Source organism: Novosphingopyxis sp., assembly GCF_965218915.1.
In the GTDB taxonomy this organism is placed as follows: domain Bacteria; phylum Pseudomonadota; class Alphaproteobacteria; order Sphingomonadales; family Sphingomonadaceae; genus Novosphingopyxis.
This window is the reverse complement of sequence record NZ_OZ244708.1, coordinates 1,775,643-1,790,022: the sequence shown is the minus strand read 5'-3', so window position 1 is coordinate 1,790,022 and position 14,380 is coordinate 1,775,643. Positions and strand designations below refer to the sequence as shown.

Genomic DNA, 14,380 nt, shown 5'->3' with positions numbered 1-14,380 from the left:
CATCTCCAGCGTTTTTGCAATCCGGCCTGAGACCCCAGCTTTCGCTGGGGTGACGAACAAGCAATAGGACGCTTCCCGGGCGTAAACGCCCTTCGACAGGCTCGGGGCTTATGGTTACAAGGGGCCATGACCGACAAACCGACCTATGCCGACTGGCAGGACCGCGCCGCCAAGGAAACCAAGGGCCGCGATTTGACGCGCGAGACGCCCGAGGGGATCACCGTCAAGCCGCTCTACACCAGCGCGGACGCGATCGACCCGGGCCTACCCGGCTTCGAACCCTATACGCGCGGGCCCTATGCCTCGATGTACACCGGCCGACCCTGGACGATCCGCCAATATGCGGGTTTCTCGACCGCCGAGGAATCGAACGCCTTCTATCGCCGCAATCTCGCCGCGGGGCAGAAGGGCCTCTCCGTCGCGTTCGATCTGGCCACCCATCGCGGCTATGACAGCGATCATTCGCGCGTCACCGGCGATGTCGGCAAGGCGGGTGTAGCGATCGACACGCTGGCCGACATGAAGATCCTGTTCGATCAGATCCCGCTCGATCAGATGTCGGTTTCGATGACCATGAACGGCGCGGTGCTGCCGGTGCTGGCGTTCTACATCGTCGCGGCCGAGGAGCAGGGCGTCGACCAGAAACAGCTTTCGGGGACCATCCAGAACGACATCCTGAAGGAGTTCATGGTCCGCAACACCTATATCTATCCGCCCGAACCGAGCATGCGGATCGTGGCGGATATCATCGGTTACACCGCCGAGCATATGCCGCGCTTCAACAGCATCTCGATCAGCGGCTATCATATGCACGAGGCCGGGGCGACGGCGGTGCAGGAGCTGGCCTATACGCTGGCCGACGGCATGGAATATGTCCGCGCCGCGATGGCGAAAGGGCTGCCGGTGGACAGCTTCGCGCCGCGGCTGAGCTTCTTCTGGGGCATCGGCATGAACTTCTTCATGGAAGTCGCCAAGCTGCGCGCCGCGCGCAAGCTGTGGCACGACATCATGCATGATTTCGGCGCGCAGGACCCCAAGTCCAAGATGCTGCGCACGCACTGCCAGACCAGCGGCGTCTCGCTGACCGAGCAGGACCCCTATAACAACGTCGTGCGCACCACGATCGAGGCGATGGCCGCCACGCTGGGCGGCACCCAGAGCCTCCACACCAACAGTTTCGATGAAGCCGTGGCGCTGCCGACCGACCGTTCGGCGCGGATCGCGCGCAACACACAGCTGATCCTGCAGGAGGAGGCGGGCATCACCGATGTCGCCGATCCGCTGGGCGGGAGCTATTATGTCGAGAGCCTGACGCAGGCGCTGGTAGACAAGGCCAAGGGACTGATCGACGAGGTCGAGGCGGCCGGCGGCATGACCAGGGCGGTCGCCGAGGGCTTGCCGAAACGGCATATCGAGGAAGCCGCCGCGGGCAAGGCCGCCGCCATCGACCGCGGCGAGCAGGTCATCGTCGGCGTGAACAAATATCGGCTTCCCGAAGAAGACGATATGGAAACGCTCGACATCGACAATGCGCGTGTCCGGCGTGACCAGATCAAGCGGATCGAGCAGACCCGGAGCGAGCGCGACGAGGCGGCGGCGAAGCAGGCTCTGGATACTCTCCGGACTGGCGCGAAGGGCGATGCCAACCTCCTCGCGCTATGCGTCGAAGCGGCTCGAGCGCGCTGTACGCTGGGCGAGATATCGGCGGCGATGGAGGATGTGTTCGGGCGGTTCGATACCGTACCGCAGCCGGTCAGCGGCGTCTATGGCGGGGCGTACGAGAACGACCCGCGCTGGCTGCGCGCGGGGGATGGCGTCGATGCAGTGGAGCGCCGGCTGGGCCGCAAGCCGCGCATGATGGTCGCGAAGATGGGGCAGGACGGGCATGACCGCGGGGCCAATCTGGTCGCGTCCGCCTTCGCCGATCTCGGGTTCGAGATCATCAGCGGCCCGCTGTTCCAGACACCGGGCGAAGCGGCGGATTGGGCGGTGGACAAGGATGTCGACGTGGTCGGGGCAAGCTCGCTCGCCGCCGGTCACATGACGCTGATCCCGGAGCTGATCGGCAAGCTGGCCGAGGCGGGCCGCGCGGACATCAAGGTCATTGCCGGCGGCGTCATTCCGCCCAAGGATTATGATTTTCTGCGCGAAGCAGGGGTGCAGGCGATCTTCGGTCCGGGCACCAATCTGGTTGAGGCTGCGGGCGAGGTGCTGCAGCTGCTAGGGCATAATCTGCCTCCGCTGGAGGAAGCGGCGGAGTGAGTTTGCGGCGCAAAGCTGTTTGTGCTCCGGCGAAGGCCGGAGCCCAGCAGGTGAGGTTTGGTGATGGGCTCCTGCCTTCGCAGGAGCACAAGAATATGTCCGACAATAAATGACCCTGGGCTTTTCCGTCGACGAGTTGCTGCCCAAGGCGCGGGGCGGGGGGCAGCTCAAAATGGGGCTGCTCGCGCTGTCCGAGGAAGATTGGCTCCAGCCAGCGCCGCACGTCAATGCGCGCGCGCAAGGGTTCGCGGATTTTCCCGAGGCCGTGCAGCTTTCTCCCGAGGGCGAAGCGGCGGGCCGCGAGCTGGCCGCCATGCTCGGCGTCGACGGTGGCCTCCCGCAAGCCGCGAAAGCGCATTGGGAGGACATGTGCCTGCTCACGCGCCGCAACGACGAAAATTTCTACCGCCTTGTCGGAGCGGCGGTGGCCTTTCCGTCAGACTGGCGACCCGCCGACAAAATGGGCCTTCCGCTGGCCGCGATGCATGCGCCGATCCAGGGCTTTGCCGAGCAACTCGCCAGCGGCGTGGATCATTTCATGGCCAAGCTGCGCCCGGGGCGGCTGTTCGGCCGCTGCAACTGGTTCATCACGCCGACCCCCGCGATGCGCTGGATCGCCGCTGCGCCCGAGCAGGCCTTCGCCGATGTTACCGCCGCCAATGCGGGCGAGGCCCTGTTCGTGCGTTCCGAGCGCCAGACGCTGCGCCGCCTGCCGGAGACGGGCGCGATCCTGTTCACCATCGGCGTCTATGTCGCGCCGCTCGGCACGCTCTCGGATGCCAATATCTCGCGGCTCGCGGGATCGGTCGGCACGTTGATAATGGGTGAGGGCGATCGGCGCGGCGCTCCCCATTATGCCGCCGCGCTACAGGGGTTTGCTAGGGCGCGCGGCATCGCTATCGCAGGGGCATGACCGAGATTCGAACCGACTGGACCCGCGAAGAGATCGCGGCGATCTTTGAGCTTCCCTTCACCGAACTGCTGTATCAGGCCGCCACGGTCCATCGCAAACATCACGCGCCGGGCGAAGTACAGCTGTGCACCTTGCTCAGCATCAAGACCGGCGGTTGCCCGGAGGATTGCGGCTATTGCAGCCAGTCGGTCCATGCCGACAGCGGCGTGAAGGCAACCAAGCTAATGGACGTGCGCGCCGTGCTGCAATCGGCCGCGCAGGCCAAGGATAACGGCTCGCAGCGCTTCTGCATGGGCGCGGCCTGGCGCAATCCCAAGGACCGCGACATGCCTGCGATCGTCGCAATCGTGCAGGGCGTGCGCGCGATGGGGCTGGAAACCTGCATGACGCTGGGCATGCTGACGCCGAAACAGGCCGATATGCTCGCCGAGGCGGGGCTCGATTATTACAACCATAATATCGATACCGCGCCGGAAAATTACGACGCGGTGATCTCCACGCGCAGCTTCGAGGAGCGCATAGAGACGCTCGACAATGTGCGCGGCGCGGGGATCAATGTCTGCTCGGGCGGCATCGTCGGTATGGGCGAAACCCGCGCGCACCGCGTCGGCTTCATCCACGCGCTGGCGACGCTGGAACGCCACCCGGAAAGCGTGCCGGTCAACGCGCTGGTGCCGGTGAAAGGCACCGTGCTCGGCGACATGCTGGCCGATACGCCGCTCGCCAAGATCGACGATATCGAGTTCGTCCGCACCGTGGCGGCGGCGCGCATCACCATGCCGCTGAGCATGGTGCGGCTGTCGGCGGGCCGCGAGAGCATGAGCGAGGCGACGCAGGCGCTGTGCTTCATGGCGGGCGCGAATTCGATTTTTACCGGCGACAAGCTGCTGACGGCGGCGAACGCGGGCGATGATGCCGACGCGGCGATGCTGCAGCGGCTCGGGCTGAGGCCGATGGTGGCGCAGGAGCCGATGCGCGCGTGCAGGGCGGTGGAGGCGGCGGAGTGAAATCTTGGGTTTGGTTTCTAGCCCTGACGGCACTTGTTTGGGGGTTCTTTGGTGCCACACTATGGGTTCTGCTTCATGTTTATGAGGATGAATGCAAAATTCGGAATGCCGACAATGGTTTGTGGGCCGAATGTTTCGCACCAGCAGCGACATTTTTCATTACGGCGTTCACCATCGCATTCCTAATTGATCTTGTCCGAACCCTTCTCGCGTTCCGACGGATACGAGCGACCGAAGGTTAGTTTTATGTTCAAAAAAATCCTGATCGCCAATCGCGGCGAAATCGCGTGCCGCGTCATGCGCTCGGCCCAGAAAATGGGCATCGCCACCGTCGCGGTCTATTCCGATGCCGATGCGCGCAGCCCGCATGTCGAGATGGCGGACGAGTCCGTGCATCTGGGGCCGCCGCCGGCCGCTGAATCCTATCTGCTCGCGGATAAAATCATTCAGGCGGCCAAGGACACCGGTGCCGACGCGATCCATCCGGGCTACGGGTTCCTGTCCGAGCGCGAGAGCTTTGCCAAGGCCTGCGCCGAGGCGGGCATCGCTTTTATCGGCCCGCCCGCCAATGCCATCGCGGCGATGGGCGACAAGATCGAATCCAAAAAGCTGGCCCGCGAAGCAGGGGTCAACACCGTGCCCGGCTCCGAAGGCGCGATCGACACCACCGAGGACGCGCTGACATCGGCCAATGCCATCGGCTATCCGGTGATGATGAAGGCCAGCGCGGGCGGTGGGGGCAAGGGCATGCGGCTCGCCTGGAACGATAAGGATGTCGAGGAAGGCTTCGAGGCGACCAAGCGGGAAGGACTCGCCAGCTTCGGCGACGACCGTGTGTTCATCGAAAAATTCATCGAACAGCCGCGCCATATCGAAATCCAGATCCTCGGCGACCAACAAGGTAATATCGTCTATCTGGGCGAGCGCGAATGCTCGATCCAGCGGCGCCACCAGAAGGTGGTAGAGGAAGCACCGTCGCCCTTCGTCTCGCCCGAGATGCGCAAGCGCATGGGCGAGCAAGCGGTCGCGCTGGCCCGCGCGGTGGGCTATTACAGCGCGGGCACGGTCGAGCTGATCGTCTCGGGCAGCGACACCACGGGGGAGGGATTCTACTTTCTCGAGATGAACACCCGGCTGCAGGTCGAGCATCCGGTGACCGAATATATCACCGGCGTCGATCTGGTCGAACAGATGATCCGCGTCGCCGCAGGCGAGCCGCTGCCGTTCACGCAGGATGACGTCACGCTGACCGGCTGGGCGATGGAAAGCCGCGTCTATGCCGAGGACCCTTATCGCGGGTTCTTGCCCTCGATCGGGCGGCTGGTGCGCTATAACCCGCCCGAGACGAACGCGAATGTGCGCGTCGACGACGGCGTGGCCGAGGGCGGCGAGGTCTCGATGTTCTACGATCCGATGATCGCCAAGCTGATCACCTATGGCGACACGCGGATCGCGGCGATCGACCGGATGGTCGACGCACTGGGACGCTTCGAGATTGCCGGGCTCGGCCACAATATCGATTTCCTGTCGGCGCTGATGCAGCATGAGCGTTTCCGTTCGGGCGAGATCACCACCAATTTCATCGCCGAGGAATATCCCGACGGGTTCGAAGGCGCGCCCGCCAGCGAGGAATTGCTGCAGCGGCTCGCCGCGATCGCCGGGTTCGTGGCCACCGCGCATGCCGATCGCAATCTGCTGATCGACGGCCAGCTCGGCACCAAGCGCCAGCCTCCGGCCGAATGGCAGGTCAGGATCGGCGACGATCTCTTCGACGTCGCCATGTCGGAGGACGAGGTGACGGTGAACGGCACGTCGACCGGCCTCTCCATGGCCTATGCGCCGGGCGACCGCATGGTCGAGGCCGAGTTCGGCGACGACGCGCTGGTCGTCTCGATCGCTCCGGTCCGGGCGGGCTTCCGCTTCAACACGCTGGGCGCGAGCCATGATCTGCGCGTGCTGCCCGCTCATGCCGCGCGGCATGCCCGGCACATGATCGAAAAAATTCCGCCGGACACCAGCAAGCTGCTGCTCTGCCCGATGCCGGGCCTGCTGGTCAGTCTGCATGTTGGCGAGGGCGATGCGATAGAGCCCGGCCAGCCGCTCGCCACCGTCGAGGCGATGAAGATGGAAAACATCCTGCGCGCCGAGAAAGCGGGCACCATCGCCAAGATCAACGCGGGCGAGGGTGACAGCCTTGCGGTGGACGAGGTGATATTGGAGCTTGAGTGACGATCCAATCGCAATTCAGCCGTTAAAAAACTCGTTCGGGCTGAGCTTGTCGAAGCCCTGCCTTTCTTCGTAAAGCTGACGCCGCAAAAGCAGGACAGCCCTTCGACAAGCTCAGGGCGAACGGGGTAGGGGACCGATATCATGGTAAGCGTTGTGTCGGAAGGAACCGGACAGCCTCACAGCGCCGAGCCCGCCCCCAAGGACATCCGCCTCGTCATCGGCGCGTCTTCCGTCGGCACCATCTTCGAATGGTATGATTTCTTCATCTACGGCACGCTCGCGGCTAGCGGAATCATCGGGCGGGTGTTCTTCCCCAGCGGCAACGAGACGCTGCAGACCTTGCTCGCCTGGGCGGGCTTTGCCGTCGGCTTCGGTTTTCGCCCGCTCGGCGCGGTGCTGTTCGGTTTTCTGGGCGACCGGGTGGGGCGCAAGGCGACCTTTCTGGTCACCATCACCGTCATGGGGCTGGCCACCGCGGGCGTCGGCCTGATTCCCTCGGCCGGGTCGATCGGTTATGCCGCGCCGATCCTGATCATATTGCTGCGGATCGCGCAGGGCTTGGCGCTTGGCGGTGAATATGGTGGGGCGGCGGTCTATGTCGCCGAGCATGCCCCCGCAGACAAGCGCGGTTTCTATACCAGCTTCATCCAGGCCAGCGTACCGGGCGGCTTCATCCTCAGCCTGATCATCGTGCTCGGCGTGAAGGCGGTGCTTCCGGTCGGGGTATGGGATGACTGGGGCTGGCGCATCCCGTTCGTCCTGTCGCTGCTGCTGCTCGCCCTCTCCTTGTGGATGCGCCTCAAATTGTCCGAAAGCCCGGTGTTCGAGCAGATGAAGGCGTCGGGCGAGCTGTCGGGCAATCCGTTCATCGAGAGCTTCACCTATCCGGGCAACCGGAAGCGCATCTTCGTGGCGCTGTTCGGGCTCGCCGCGGGACTGACCGTGATCTGGTACACCGCTTATTTCTCCAGCCTCAGTTTCCTCAAGGGCTCGATGCGGGTCGAGGATACCGCGGCGGAAATCATCGTCGGTATCGGCGCGACGCTGGGGCTGTTCTGGTTCATCCTGTTCGGCAAATGGTCGGATAGGATCGGGCGCAAAAAGCCGATAATTTGGGGCTATGGGCTGACGCTACTGTTTCTGTTCCCGGCATTTTGGGCCATCGGTGCGGTGGCCAATCCCGCTCTGAGCGAAAGTTTCGCGCGCGAGCCGATCGTCGTTTCAGGGCCCGATTGTACCTACCGCCCGTTCGCCTCGAAGCAGGCGAGCGCCTGCGGTACGCTGCTTGGAGACTTGTCCTCGCGCGGGATCGATTATGCCATCCGTCCGGCGGCGGCGCTATCGCTTACGATGGGTGACAACCTGGTCACCGACATCGCCCCGGCGGACATCGATACCGCGCTGGCCGAGGCGCAATATCCGCTGGCGGAAATCGTACCTGGCCCGCTCGCCAGCATCGCGATCATCGGCATCCTGATGCTGCTCGGCGGACTTTCCGGCGCGACCTTCGGGCCGATGGCGGCGCTGATGAGCGAGATGTTTCCGCCGCGCATCCGTTACAGCTCGATGTCGATCCCCTATCATTTCGGCACCGGATATTTCGGCGGGTTCCTCCCGCTGATCGCCGCCGCGATCATCGCCACTACCGGCGATCCCTATTCAGGGCTTTGGTACACATGGGCGGTGGTGCTGATGGCGTTTCTGGTCACCTTGTGGGGTCTGCCCAAGGACCAGCCCGACTGGAATGGCGAGGCACAAGCTTGAGCGATCCGGTCGATCCTGCCGCCATCCCCTCGCCCTTGCGGCTGCGCCTGGACGGCGCAGCGCTGGTGGAGAATTGGCGCACGCTCGACGCGATGAGCGGTCGCGCGCGCGCGGGCGCGGCGGTCAAGGCAAATGGCTACGGATTGGGTGCGCGTGAGGTGGTGAAGCGGTTGAGCCATGCTGGATGCTGCGATTTCTTCGTCGCCCACTGGCGCGAGGCGGCGGAGATCGCCGACCTCGTTCCAGCCGAGCGCATTTCTGTGCTCAACGGCGTGCTGTCGGACGAACTCGCCGCGGCTCGCGCAATCGGTGCCAAACCGGTGCTGAGCAGCATGGAGCAGCTCGCGGCATGGCGGCAAAGCGGTGGCGGGCGATGCGACATCATGTTCGACAGCGGCATGAACCGGCTCGGCATCGAGGATGTGCGGGCGGGGGAGGTCGCAGGAGCAGGGCTGGACTGCGATATCGTGATGAGCCACCTCGCCTCGGCCGACGAGGATGTGCCGCAAAACGCATCGCAGCTAGCGCGCTATCGCGCCGTCGCCGCGCATTTTCCAGGCGCGCGCAAGAGCCTCGCCAACAGTGCGGGGATCGCGCTCGGTTCCGACTATCATTTCGATGTGACGCGCCCCGGATTGTCGATTTACGGCGGTATCCAGCGCGCCGAGTTCGAGGGCCGCATCGCTCAGATTGCCTTTCCCGAAGCGCGTATCCTCCAAATCCGCCAGCTGAGGGTTGGCGACAAGGTCGGCTATAACGCCACTTTCACCGCTAACCGCGACATGACCGTCGCTATCGTGGCGATAGGCTACGCCGATGGCTATCTGCGGGGATTTTCGAATGGGGGAAAGTTTACCGTTGCCGGCCGAACCGTCGGAGTCATCGGCCGAATATCCATGGACCTGGCGATATTGGTGTTACCGGACGATCTGATCGAAGCGCAAGCGCGATGGGCAGCTCCGGATTTTGCCTTGCCCGCGGCCGCGGATTTCAGCGGCTTGTCGCAGTATGAATTGCTTACCGGGCTGGGCGACAGGTTCGATAGATATTGGCGATGAGAATTCGATTTTCCCTGTATTGATCGAGCCGGAAAGAAAGCCGCTCTTGGCGCCGGCTCAGCATGGCCGGCCCGGAGGGCCGGTCAAGTCGAGCGGCCGCGCTCTGATCCATTTTGAGAGAATCAGTTTCCGTCCCTGCCGAACCGGCAGGCCGGCATGGATCGCGGCGGGATCCGGACGGCCCTGGGCATCGGCATTGGAGAACAGAACAGCTTCGCCTGGTTTTCCGCGAATGCTCATTCCGGGTTTCGGGAAGAAGGTCTCACCCCCTTCGAAAGCGTCGTTGAGATAGACCAGCATGGTTTTTATCCGCTGATTGCCGCTGCCCGGCAAGGCATCGCTGTGCAGCTTGTATTCCTGCCCGGCGGCATAACTGAGAAGCTGCAGCGGTTCGCCTTGTTCATAACCGGTTCCGGTGGCCGCAGCGATCCTGCGGTTGACGGCGTGCAGGACCGGGTTTTCCGAGACGAAGGGAAAGGCGGCCGCCATCGACGTGCGAATGGGGTCCTGCACGAATTTGCCGGTTTCCGGATGCACCACGACCGCCGGCCGCAGCAACGGAAGGGCCAGCGAAGAGAGGTAATCGCATTCTTCGATCGTTAGAAATCCCGCTATTCTGCGAACATCCGGTTCGATGCATGCTATCTCGGCCGTTGCGATTCCACGTGGATCGCCTGCAGCATCGAGCTCCATCTTCTCCAGTAACGCCAGTTGGGCGCATGCTTCCGGTTCGCGTTCGCAGCGCAAACGCAGCCGCTCGAGAGCCTCGTTCCAGCGCCGCCCGATATTTCCCGCGCCGTTGGCCAGCAGCGCTACATATGGCGCTTCCGCCCGGTGCAGCCCCAGCTCAGCGGCACGGCCGAACAGCTTACGAGCCTCGGCCATATCGCGGCGGATGCAGTCGCCCGCCATGCGCCATTCGGCGAGACGGAAGGCGGCTTCGGCGTCGCCCCGTCCGGCCGCAGCGGACAATAACCAGAACGCCTCCGAGGCTCTTCCCCGGACCGCCAGATCGCTCGCGCGTTCCACAGTGCTCATGGCGCTATCCTGACGACATTGGCGCAAAAAGAAAGGGCCGGAAAGAGAAACAGTCCGGCCCTTCGAGATTTTTATCGTTCGATCGTTCTAGAAGCGGGCGCGAACGCCGGCATAAAGATTCCGACCTTTTACCCGATAAATAGCACTGCCGCCGCCAATGCCTGTCAAACCAAGAGGCGGGTTGGTACCTAAAATATTGTCGACACCGACGTTGAATTCAAAGCTGTCGTCAACCTCAATCGCAATGCTAGCGTCATGATAAAAGGTTTCTGGATAGAATTGTGTGTCGGCATAATCCGAATTTTCTGGAACTCGATCTTGAACGCCAAAAAAGTCTTCATAGGTATTCAAGACTTGCGAACCGATATATCGCATTTCATAGCCAAAAGTCACATTCGACAATTTCAAAGCTGCATTAAACCGGAATTCGTCCTGCGGATCGCCGAGTTCGCCCAAGATACGATCCTCGAAATCGGGCTGGGACGGATCCTCAAAATTACTCCTTTCCAAAAGATGCGTATAGATGAGACGAGCATTAAAGGCGTTGTCATTTCCAAAAGTCGTGCGATAGGTCGCTTCAGCATCAATGCCACGGACTGTCCTCGCGGCGAAGTTAACCGAACTGACGACAAGATCGTTGTCCAGAATCTGACCGGGAATCTCGTTGTTGGGGCCGGTGCCTGGACCACGAAACCGCGTAATCAGCGCGCAAAAGGGATTATCCAAGGATGGCAAGTCGTAGCAAGTGTCAACAAGGTTTTGCGCCGAAACCGCCGTGATGACATTGTCAACCCTGATATCATAATAATCTACAGTAAGAGAGAAGCCTGGAATGAATCTTGGCTGAAACACCGCGCCGATCGTATAGGAGTCCGAGGTTTCCTCGGTCAAGTTCGGATTACTGCCACTCAGAATTTCGAGTGAATAGTTGGCCAGACTGCGGAACGCCGCGGTGTCGAGAAGACCTCCTAGGTCGGCCCGACAGTTGGCAGCGCGATTTTCTGAACCTGTATTGATATTCTGCGGTCGGCATGGATCTTGAAAACCCGGAGCGAAGTTCTGAGTGATCGGGAAAGATGTTTCGGTAAGGTTGGGTGCACGGACGGAGCGACCATATTGCCCGCGGAAACGAATATCGCTTATTGGACTCCATTCGAAACCTGCATTATAAGCATAGACCGTGCCAATCGCACCCTTATAATCAGACACGCGACCGGAGCCCGTAAATGTCAGTTCTTCAAAAAAGGGAATGTCAGCAAGCAGTGGAATGCGAATTTCACCAAAAGCTTCCCTTACTTCGAAGGGATCGGGCGCGAACGTCGGCAAGGCGTTGTAGAAGGTCCGACCGTTTTCAACGATGGGATCGGCCTTGTAGGACAATTCCTCGCGGCGGTACTCAGCGCCCAGCGCGAAACCGATCGGTCCGCCCGGCAATTCGAACACTTGGCTCAAGTCACCCGACACGAAGCCGGAAAACACCAGCTGCTCGAGGGACGCATTGGAGGTAGTGTCCTCGACGATGTAATTTGCGGCCGCGGAATTGTCGGGAGCTCCAAATGGGTTGTAGGGCACGCAATTGTCGATGTCTTGCTGCAGGAACGGAACGTCCGGAGTGTCATAAGCCTCTGCGGCTGCAGGGTCGAACTGTGAACGGCAGGCGATCTGGCCGGTTGCGGGATTGATCCCCGAGTCGAGAGCCAAAAGGAAACGCTGGGGGATGATGTTCCCCAAAATTCGCGTGGCTTCCTCAACTCTACCGTAATTAGCGGAGACTTCATAGTTCCAGTCGTCGTTAAACTCACCACGAACACCCCCGACGATGCGATAGACATCGCGCTTAGACTGTTCGTCGCGACTGCCCAGATCCTGCAGGGAACGGGCAATGGTGAAACGATAGGATCCATCGGCGATCGCGGCAAGATTGGCGTCAGTCAACGGATTCCTGCGAACTAGACTTGAATTGAAACCGGAGTCGAGAATCTGGTTGGTAATGATGCCACGAGCCTGCTGGCTGAGAAATGGATTGTCGAGACGTACGAGTTCCCGATTGTCTCCAAACGTAACGCCTTGGACGAAAGCGGGGCTGGATTGCTGTCCCTGTGTTTCGATCCGGACATATTTGGCCTCGACGAAAGGCACGAACGCCTCCGCCAGTTCGAAATGGCCGAGCACATTAAAATTGTAGCGCTTTTGGTCCGGAATTACCGAGAGAAGATTAAATTCGCGGCCCGTTTGACCATTGCCGCCAACGATGCTGCCAATTGGGCCGGTTCCAAGACGGGTTCCGGTCTGCTCAACGAGTTTCCCGTCGGGGGTGAAGAGGTAAGTGCAATTGAATGGAACATCGTTCAGGCCCGTTCCACAGTTAGGCGAAGCGGTTCCACGCGTAATCGGGACCAATCCGTTATAGAAAATACTTGCCGTGCGGATATCCCGAAAAAATGCCCGATCCGGGAATCCGTCGCTATTCTCCGGGAGGCCGCCGCCATCGATGTCGATGGTCAGAAACCCGTCGCTTCGGCGCAGAAACGGAACGTCGCGTCCATAAACTCGCGACTGGTTCGCAAATTCTGCATGAACGGTGATGTTGCCACGACCGTCCGCGAAGTTCTTGCCGGCCAGAGCGGACACATATTGCGTGGGAAAGCTACCGAAATCGCTGACGCTAGCATGGCCGCGAAGCTGCAGCCCGTCAAAGTCGTCGCGAAGGATGAAATTGACGACGCCGGCAATAGCATCCGAACCGTAAATGGCGGAGTTGCCGCCAGTCACCACGTCCACGCGCTCGATAAGATCGTTCGGGATGGTGTTCACGTCGGTCGATGTGCCGTTAGAAAGAATGTCCGACGGCACATGGCGCCGACCGTTAACCAACGTCAGAGTGCGCGCCGTTCCCAAGCCTCGAAGATCGAGCAGATTAAGACCAGTCGTACCGAGGAAGCGCCCCGAATTGGTCTGACTGAACGTGCTGCGCAATTGCGGCAGGTCATTCAGTGTGTCGCCAACGTTAATTGACCCTTGGTTAAAAAACTCCTCACCGGTGATTGACGTTACCGGCACCTGCGATTCCAGCGACGGACGGGCGATGCGCGAGCCCGTAACCACGATCGCCTCGTTTTCGTCAGGCGGTACGTCGCCTTCCTGAATAAATTCCGAATCGCTTCCGATGTCATTCGGGTCAGCGACCTGATCCTGAGCATGAACCGGCTGCGCAGATGCAAGGACGATTCCAAAAACCGACCCTGCGCACATGAAACTAGCTTTTTTCATTTTGAAACCCCTGAAGTGTCTTGAAAATGCAATAGCGGAATTAGACAGCGTCAGCAGTCGTTAATCAAGCGAGGAACCGGGCAAAGTTTGGTTTGTGCCGCACTGTTGCCATTTGGCAACGATATCCGACTACGGTCCTCCGGTTCTTGCTTGGATTTCTCGAACTTTCGTGACACGCTCACCGTAAAGCCATCGCCTTCGAATTTGTTGCGGTTCGGCGACTTGCGGTGTTAGTTCGCATGCAAATGAATGCTCAGGAGTTGAGAATGAAAAAAGCGGAAAAATGGACGAAGGATAATGATCCGATCACCATCAAAAAATACGCCAACCGCCGCCTCTATGACACGTCCAGTTCCAAATATATCACGCTGGACCATCTCGCCAATTTGATCAGGCAGGACATCGAGTTCGTGGTGATCGACGCCAAATCTGGCGATGATATCACGCATAATGTGCTGACCCAGATCATCATGGAGGAGGAGAGCAGCGGCAAAGGGTTGCTTCCGACCAATTTCATGAAGGAAATCATCTCCTTTTACGGCGGATCGATGCAGAACATGATCCCGGATTATCTGGAAAATTCCATGCGCGGTTTCCGCGAGAAGCAGCGGCAAATGGATGACGCGCTGGAAAGCGCGGTGGCGCAGGGTCCGTTCGGCGAAATCGCCCGCAAGAACCTCCAGATGATGAAGGCAGCGCGCGATGCGTTCGTCCCGGGCCAATCGGTGAGCGAGGCCCCGCAGGGCAATCGTAGCGAGATGGACGAGCTCAAGCGGCAGGTCGCCGAACTGCAGGCCAAACTCGACCGCATGTCTCCAGAAGACTGATCCAGCGCCTTG

The 14,380-nt window shown here is 60.9% G+C and carries 9 protein-coding genes; 7 read left to right on the top strand and 2 right to left on the bottom strand.

What is annotated here, in order from left to right; genetic code table 11:
- Nucleotides 1-126: 126 nt before the first annotated feature.
- The 6 genes from scpA (at nt 127) to alr (ending at nt 9,233) form a co-directional block, all read left to right on the top strand.
- A complete protein-coding gene (gene scpA, locus ACOQPC_RS08240; protein ID WP_420605265.1) occupies nt 127-2,262 on the top strand; it encodes a methylmalonyl-CoA mutase in 2,136 nt (711 codons plus the stop codon).
- 109 nt (nt 2,263-2,371) lie between these two features.
- Entirely contained in the window at nt 2,372-3,175 is an 804-nt protein-coding gene (locus ACOQPC_RS08235) for a heme-dependent oxidative N-demethylase family protein (RefSeq protein ID WP_420605264.1), read from the top strand.
- Nucleotides 3,172-4,182, top strand: a complete 1,011-nt coding sequence (bioB, locus tag ACOQPC_RS08230; RefSeq protein WP_420605263.1) for a biotin synthase BioB — start codon at nt 3,172-3,174, stop codon at nt 4,180-4,182. Before ACOQPC_RS08235 ends, bioB begins: the two co-directional genes overlap by 4 nt.
- A 246-nt stretch (nt 4,183-4,428) precedes the next feature.
- Complete coding sequence (locus ACOQPC_RS08225) at nt 4,429-6,411, top strand: acetyl-CoA carboxylase biotin carboxylase subunit (protein ID WP_420605262.1); 1,983 nt, start codon at nt 4,429-4,431, stop codon at nt 6,409-6,411.
- 141 nt (nt 6,412-6,552) lie between these two features.
- The gene (locus tag ACOQPC_RS08220) at nt 6,553-8,175 is read left to right on the top strand and encodes an MFS transporter (RefSeq protein WP_420605261.1); all 1,623 of its coding nucleotides are present in this window, start codon (nt 6,553-6,555) and stop codon (nt 8,173-8,175) included.
- Nucleotides 8,172-9,233: an alanine racemase gene (gene alr, locus ACOQPC_RS08215; RefSeq protein WP_420605260.1), complete on the top strand. Its 1,062-nt coding sequence runs from the start codon at nt 8,172-8,174 to the stop codon at nt 9,231-9,233. The genes ACOQPC_RS08220 and alr overlap by 4 nt, the downstream gene beginning before the upstream one ends.
- A gap of 57 nt (nt 9,234-9,290) precedes the next feature.
- Here alr and ACOQPC_RS08210 read toward each other — a convergent pair whose 3' ends face one another.
- Together ACOQPC_RS08210 and ACOQPC_RS08205 are read right to left on the bottom strand one after the other, a co-directional pair.
- Nucleotides 9,291-10,271 carry a 2OG-Fe(II) oxygenase gene (locus tag ACOQPC_RS08210; RefSeq protein ID WP_420605259.1) on the bottom strand — a complete coding sequence of 327 codons (981 nt, stop codon included), beginning with the start codon at nt 10,269-10,271 and terminating at the stop codon, nt 9,291-9,293.
- 87 nt (nt 10,272-10,358) lie between these two features.
- The gene (locus ACOQPC_RS08205; RefSeq protein ID WP_420605258.1) at nt 10,359-13,541 is read right to left on the bottom strand and encodes a TonB-dependent receptor domain-containing protein; all 3,183 of its coding nucleotides are present in this window, start codon (nt 13,539-13,541) and stop codon (nt 10,359-10,361) included.
- A gap of 266 nt (nt 13,542-13,807) precedes the next feature.
- On the opposite strand from ACOQPC_RS08205, the gene phaR reads away from it, so the two are divergent.
- Nucleotides 13,808-14,368, top strand: a complete 561-nt coding sequence (phaR, locus tag ACOQPC_RS08200) for a polyhydroxyalkanoate synthesis repressor PhaR (protein WP_420605257.1) — start codon at nt 13,808-13,810, stop codon at nt 14,366-14,368.
- The last annotated feature ends 12 nt before the right edge of the window (nt 14,369-14,380 follow it).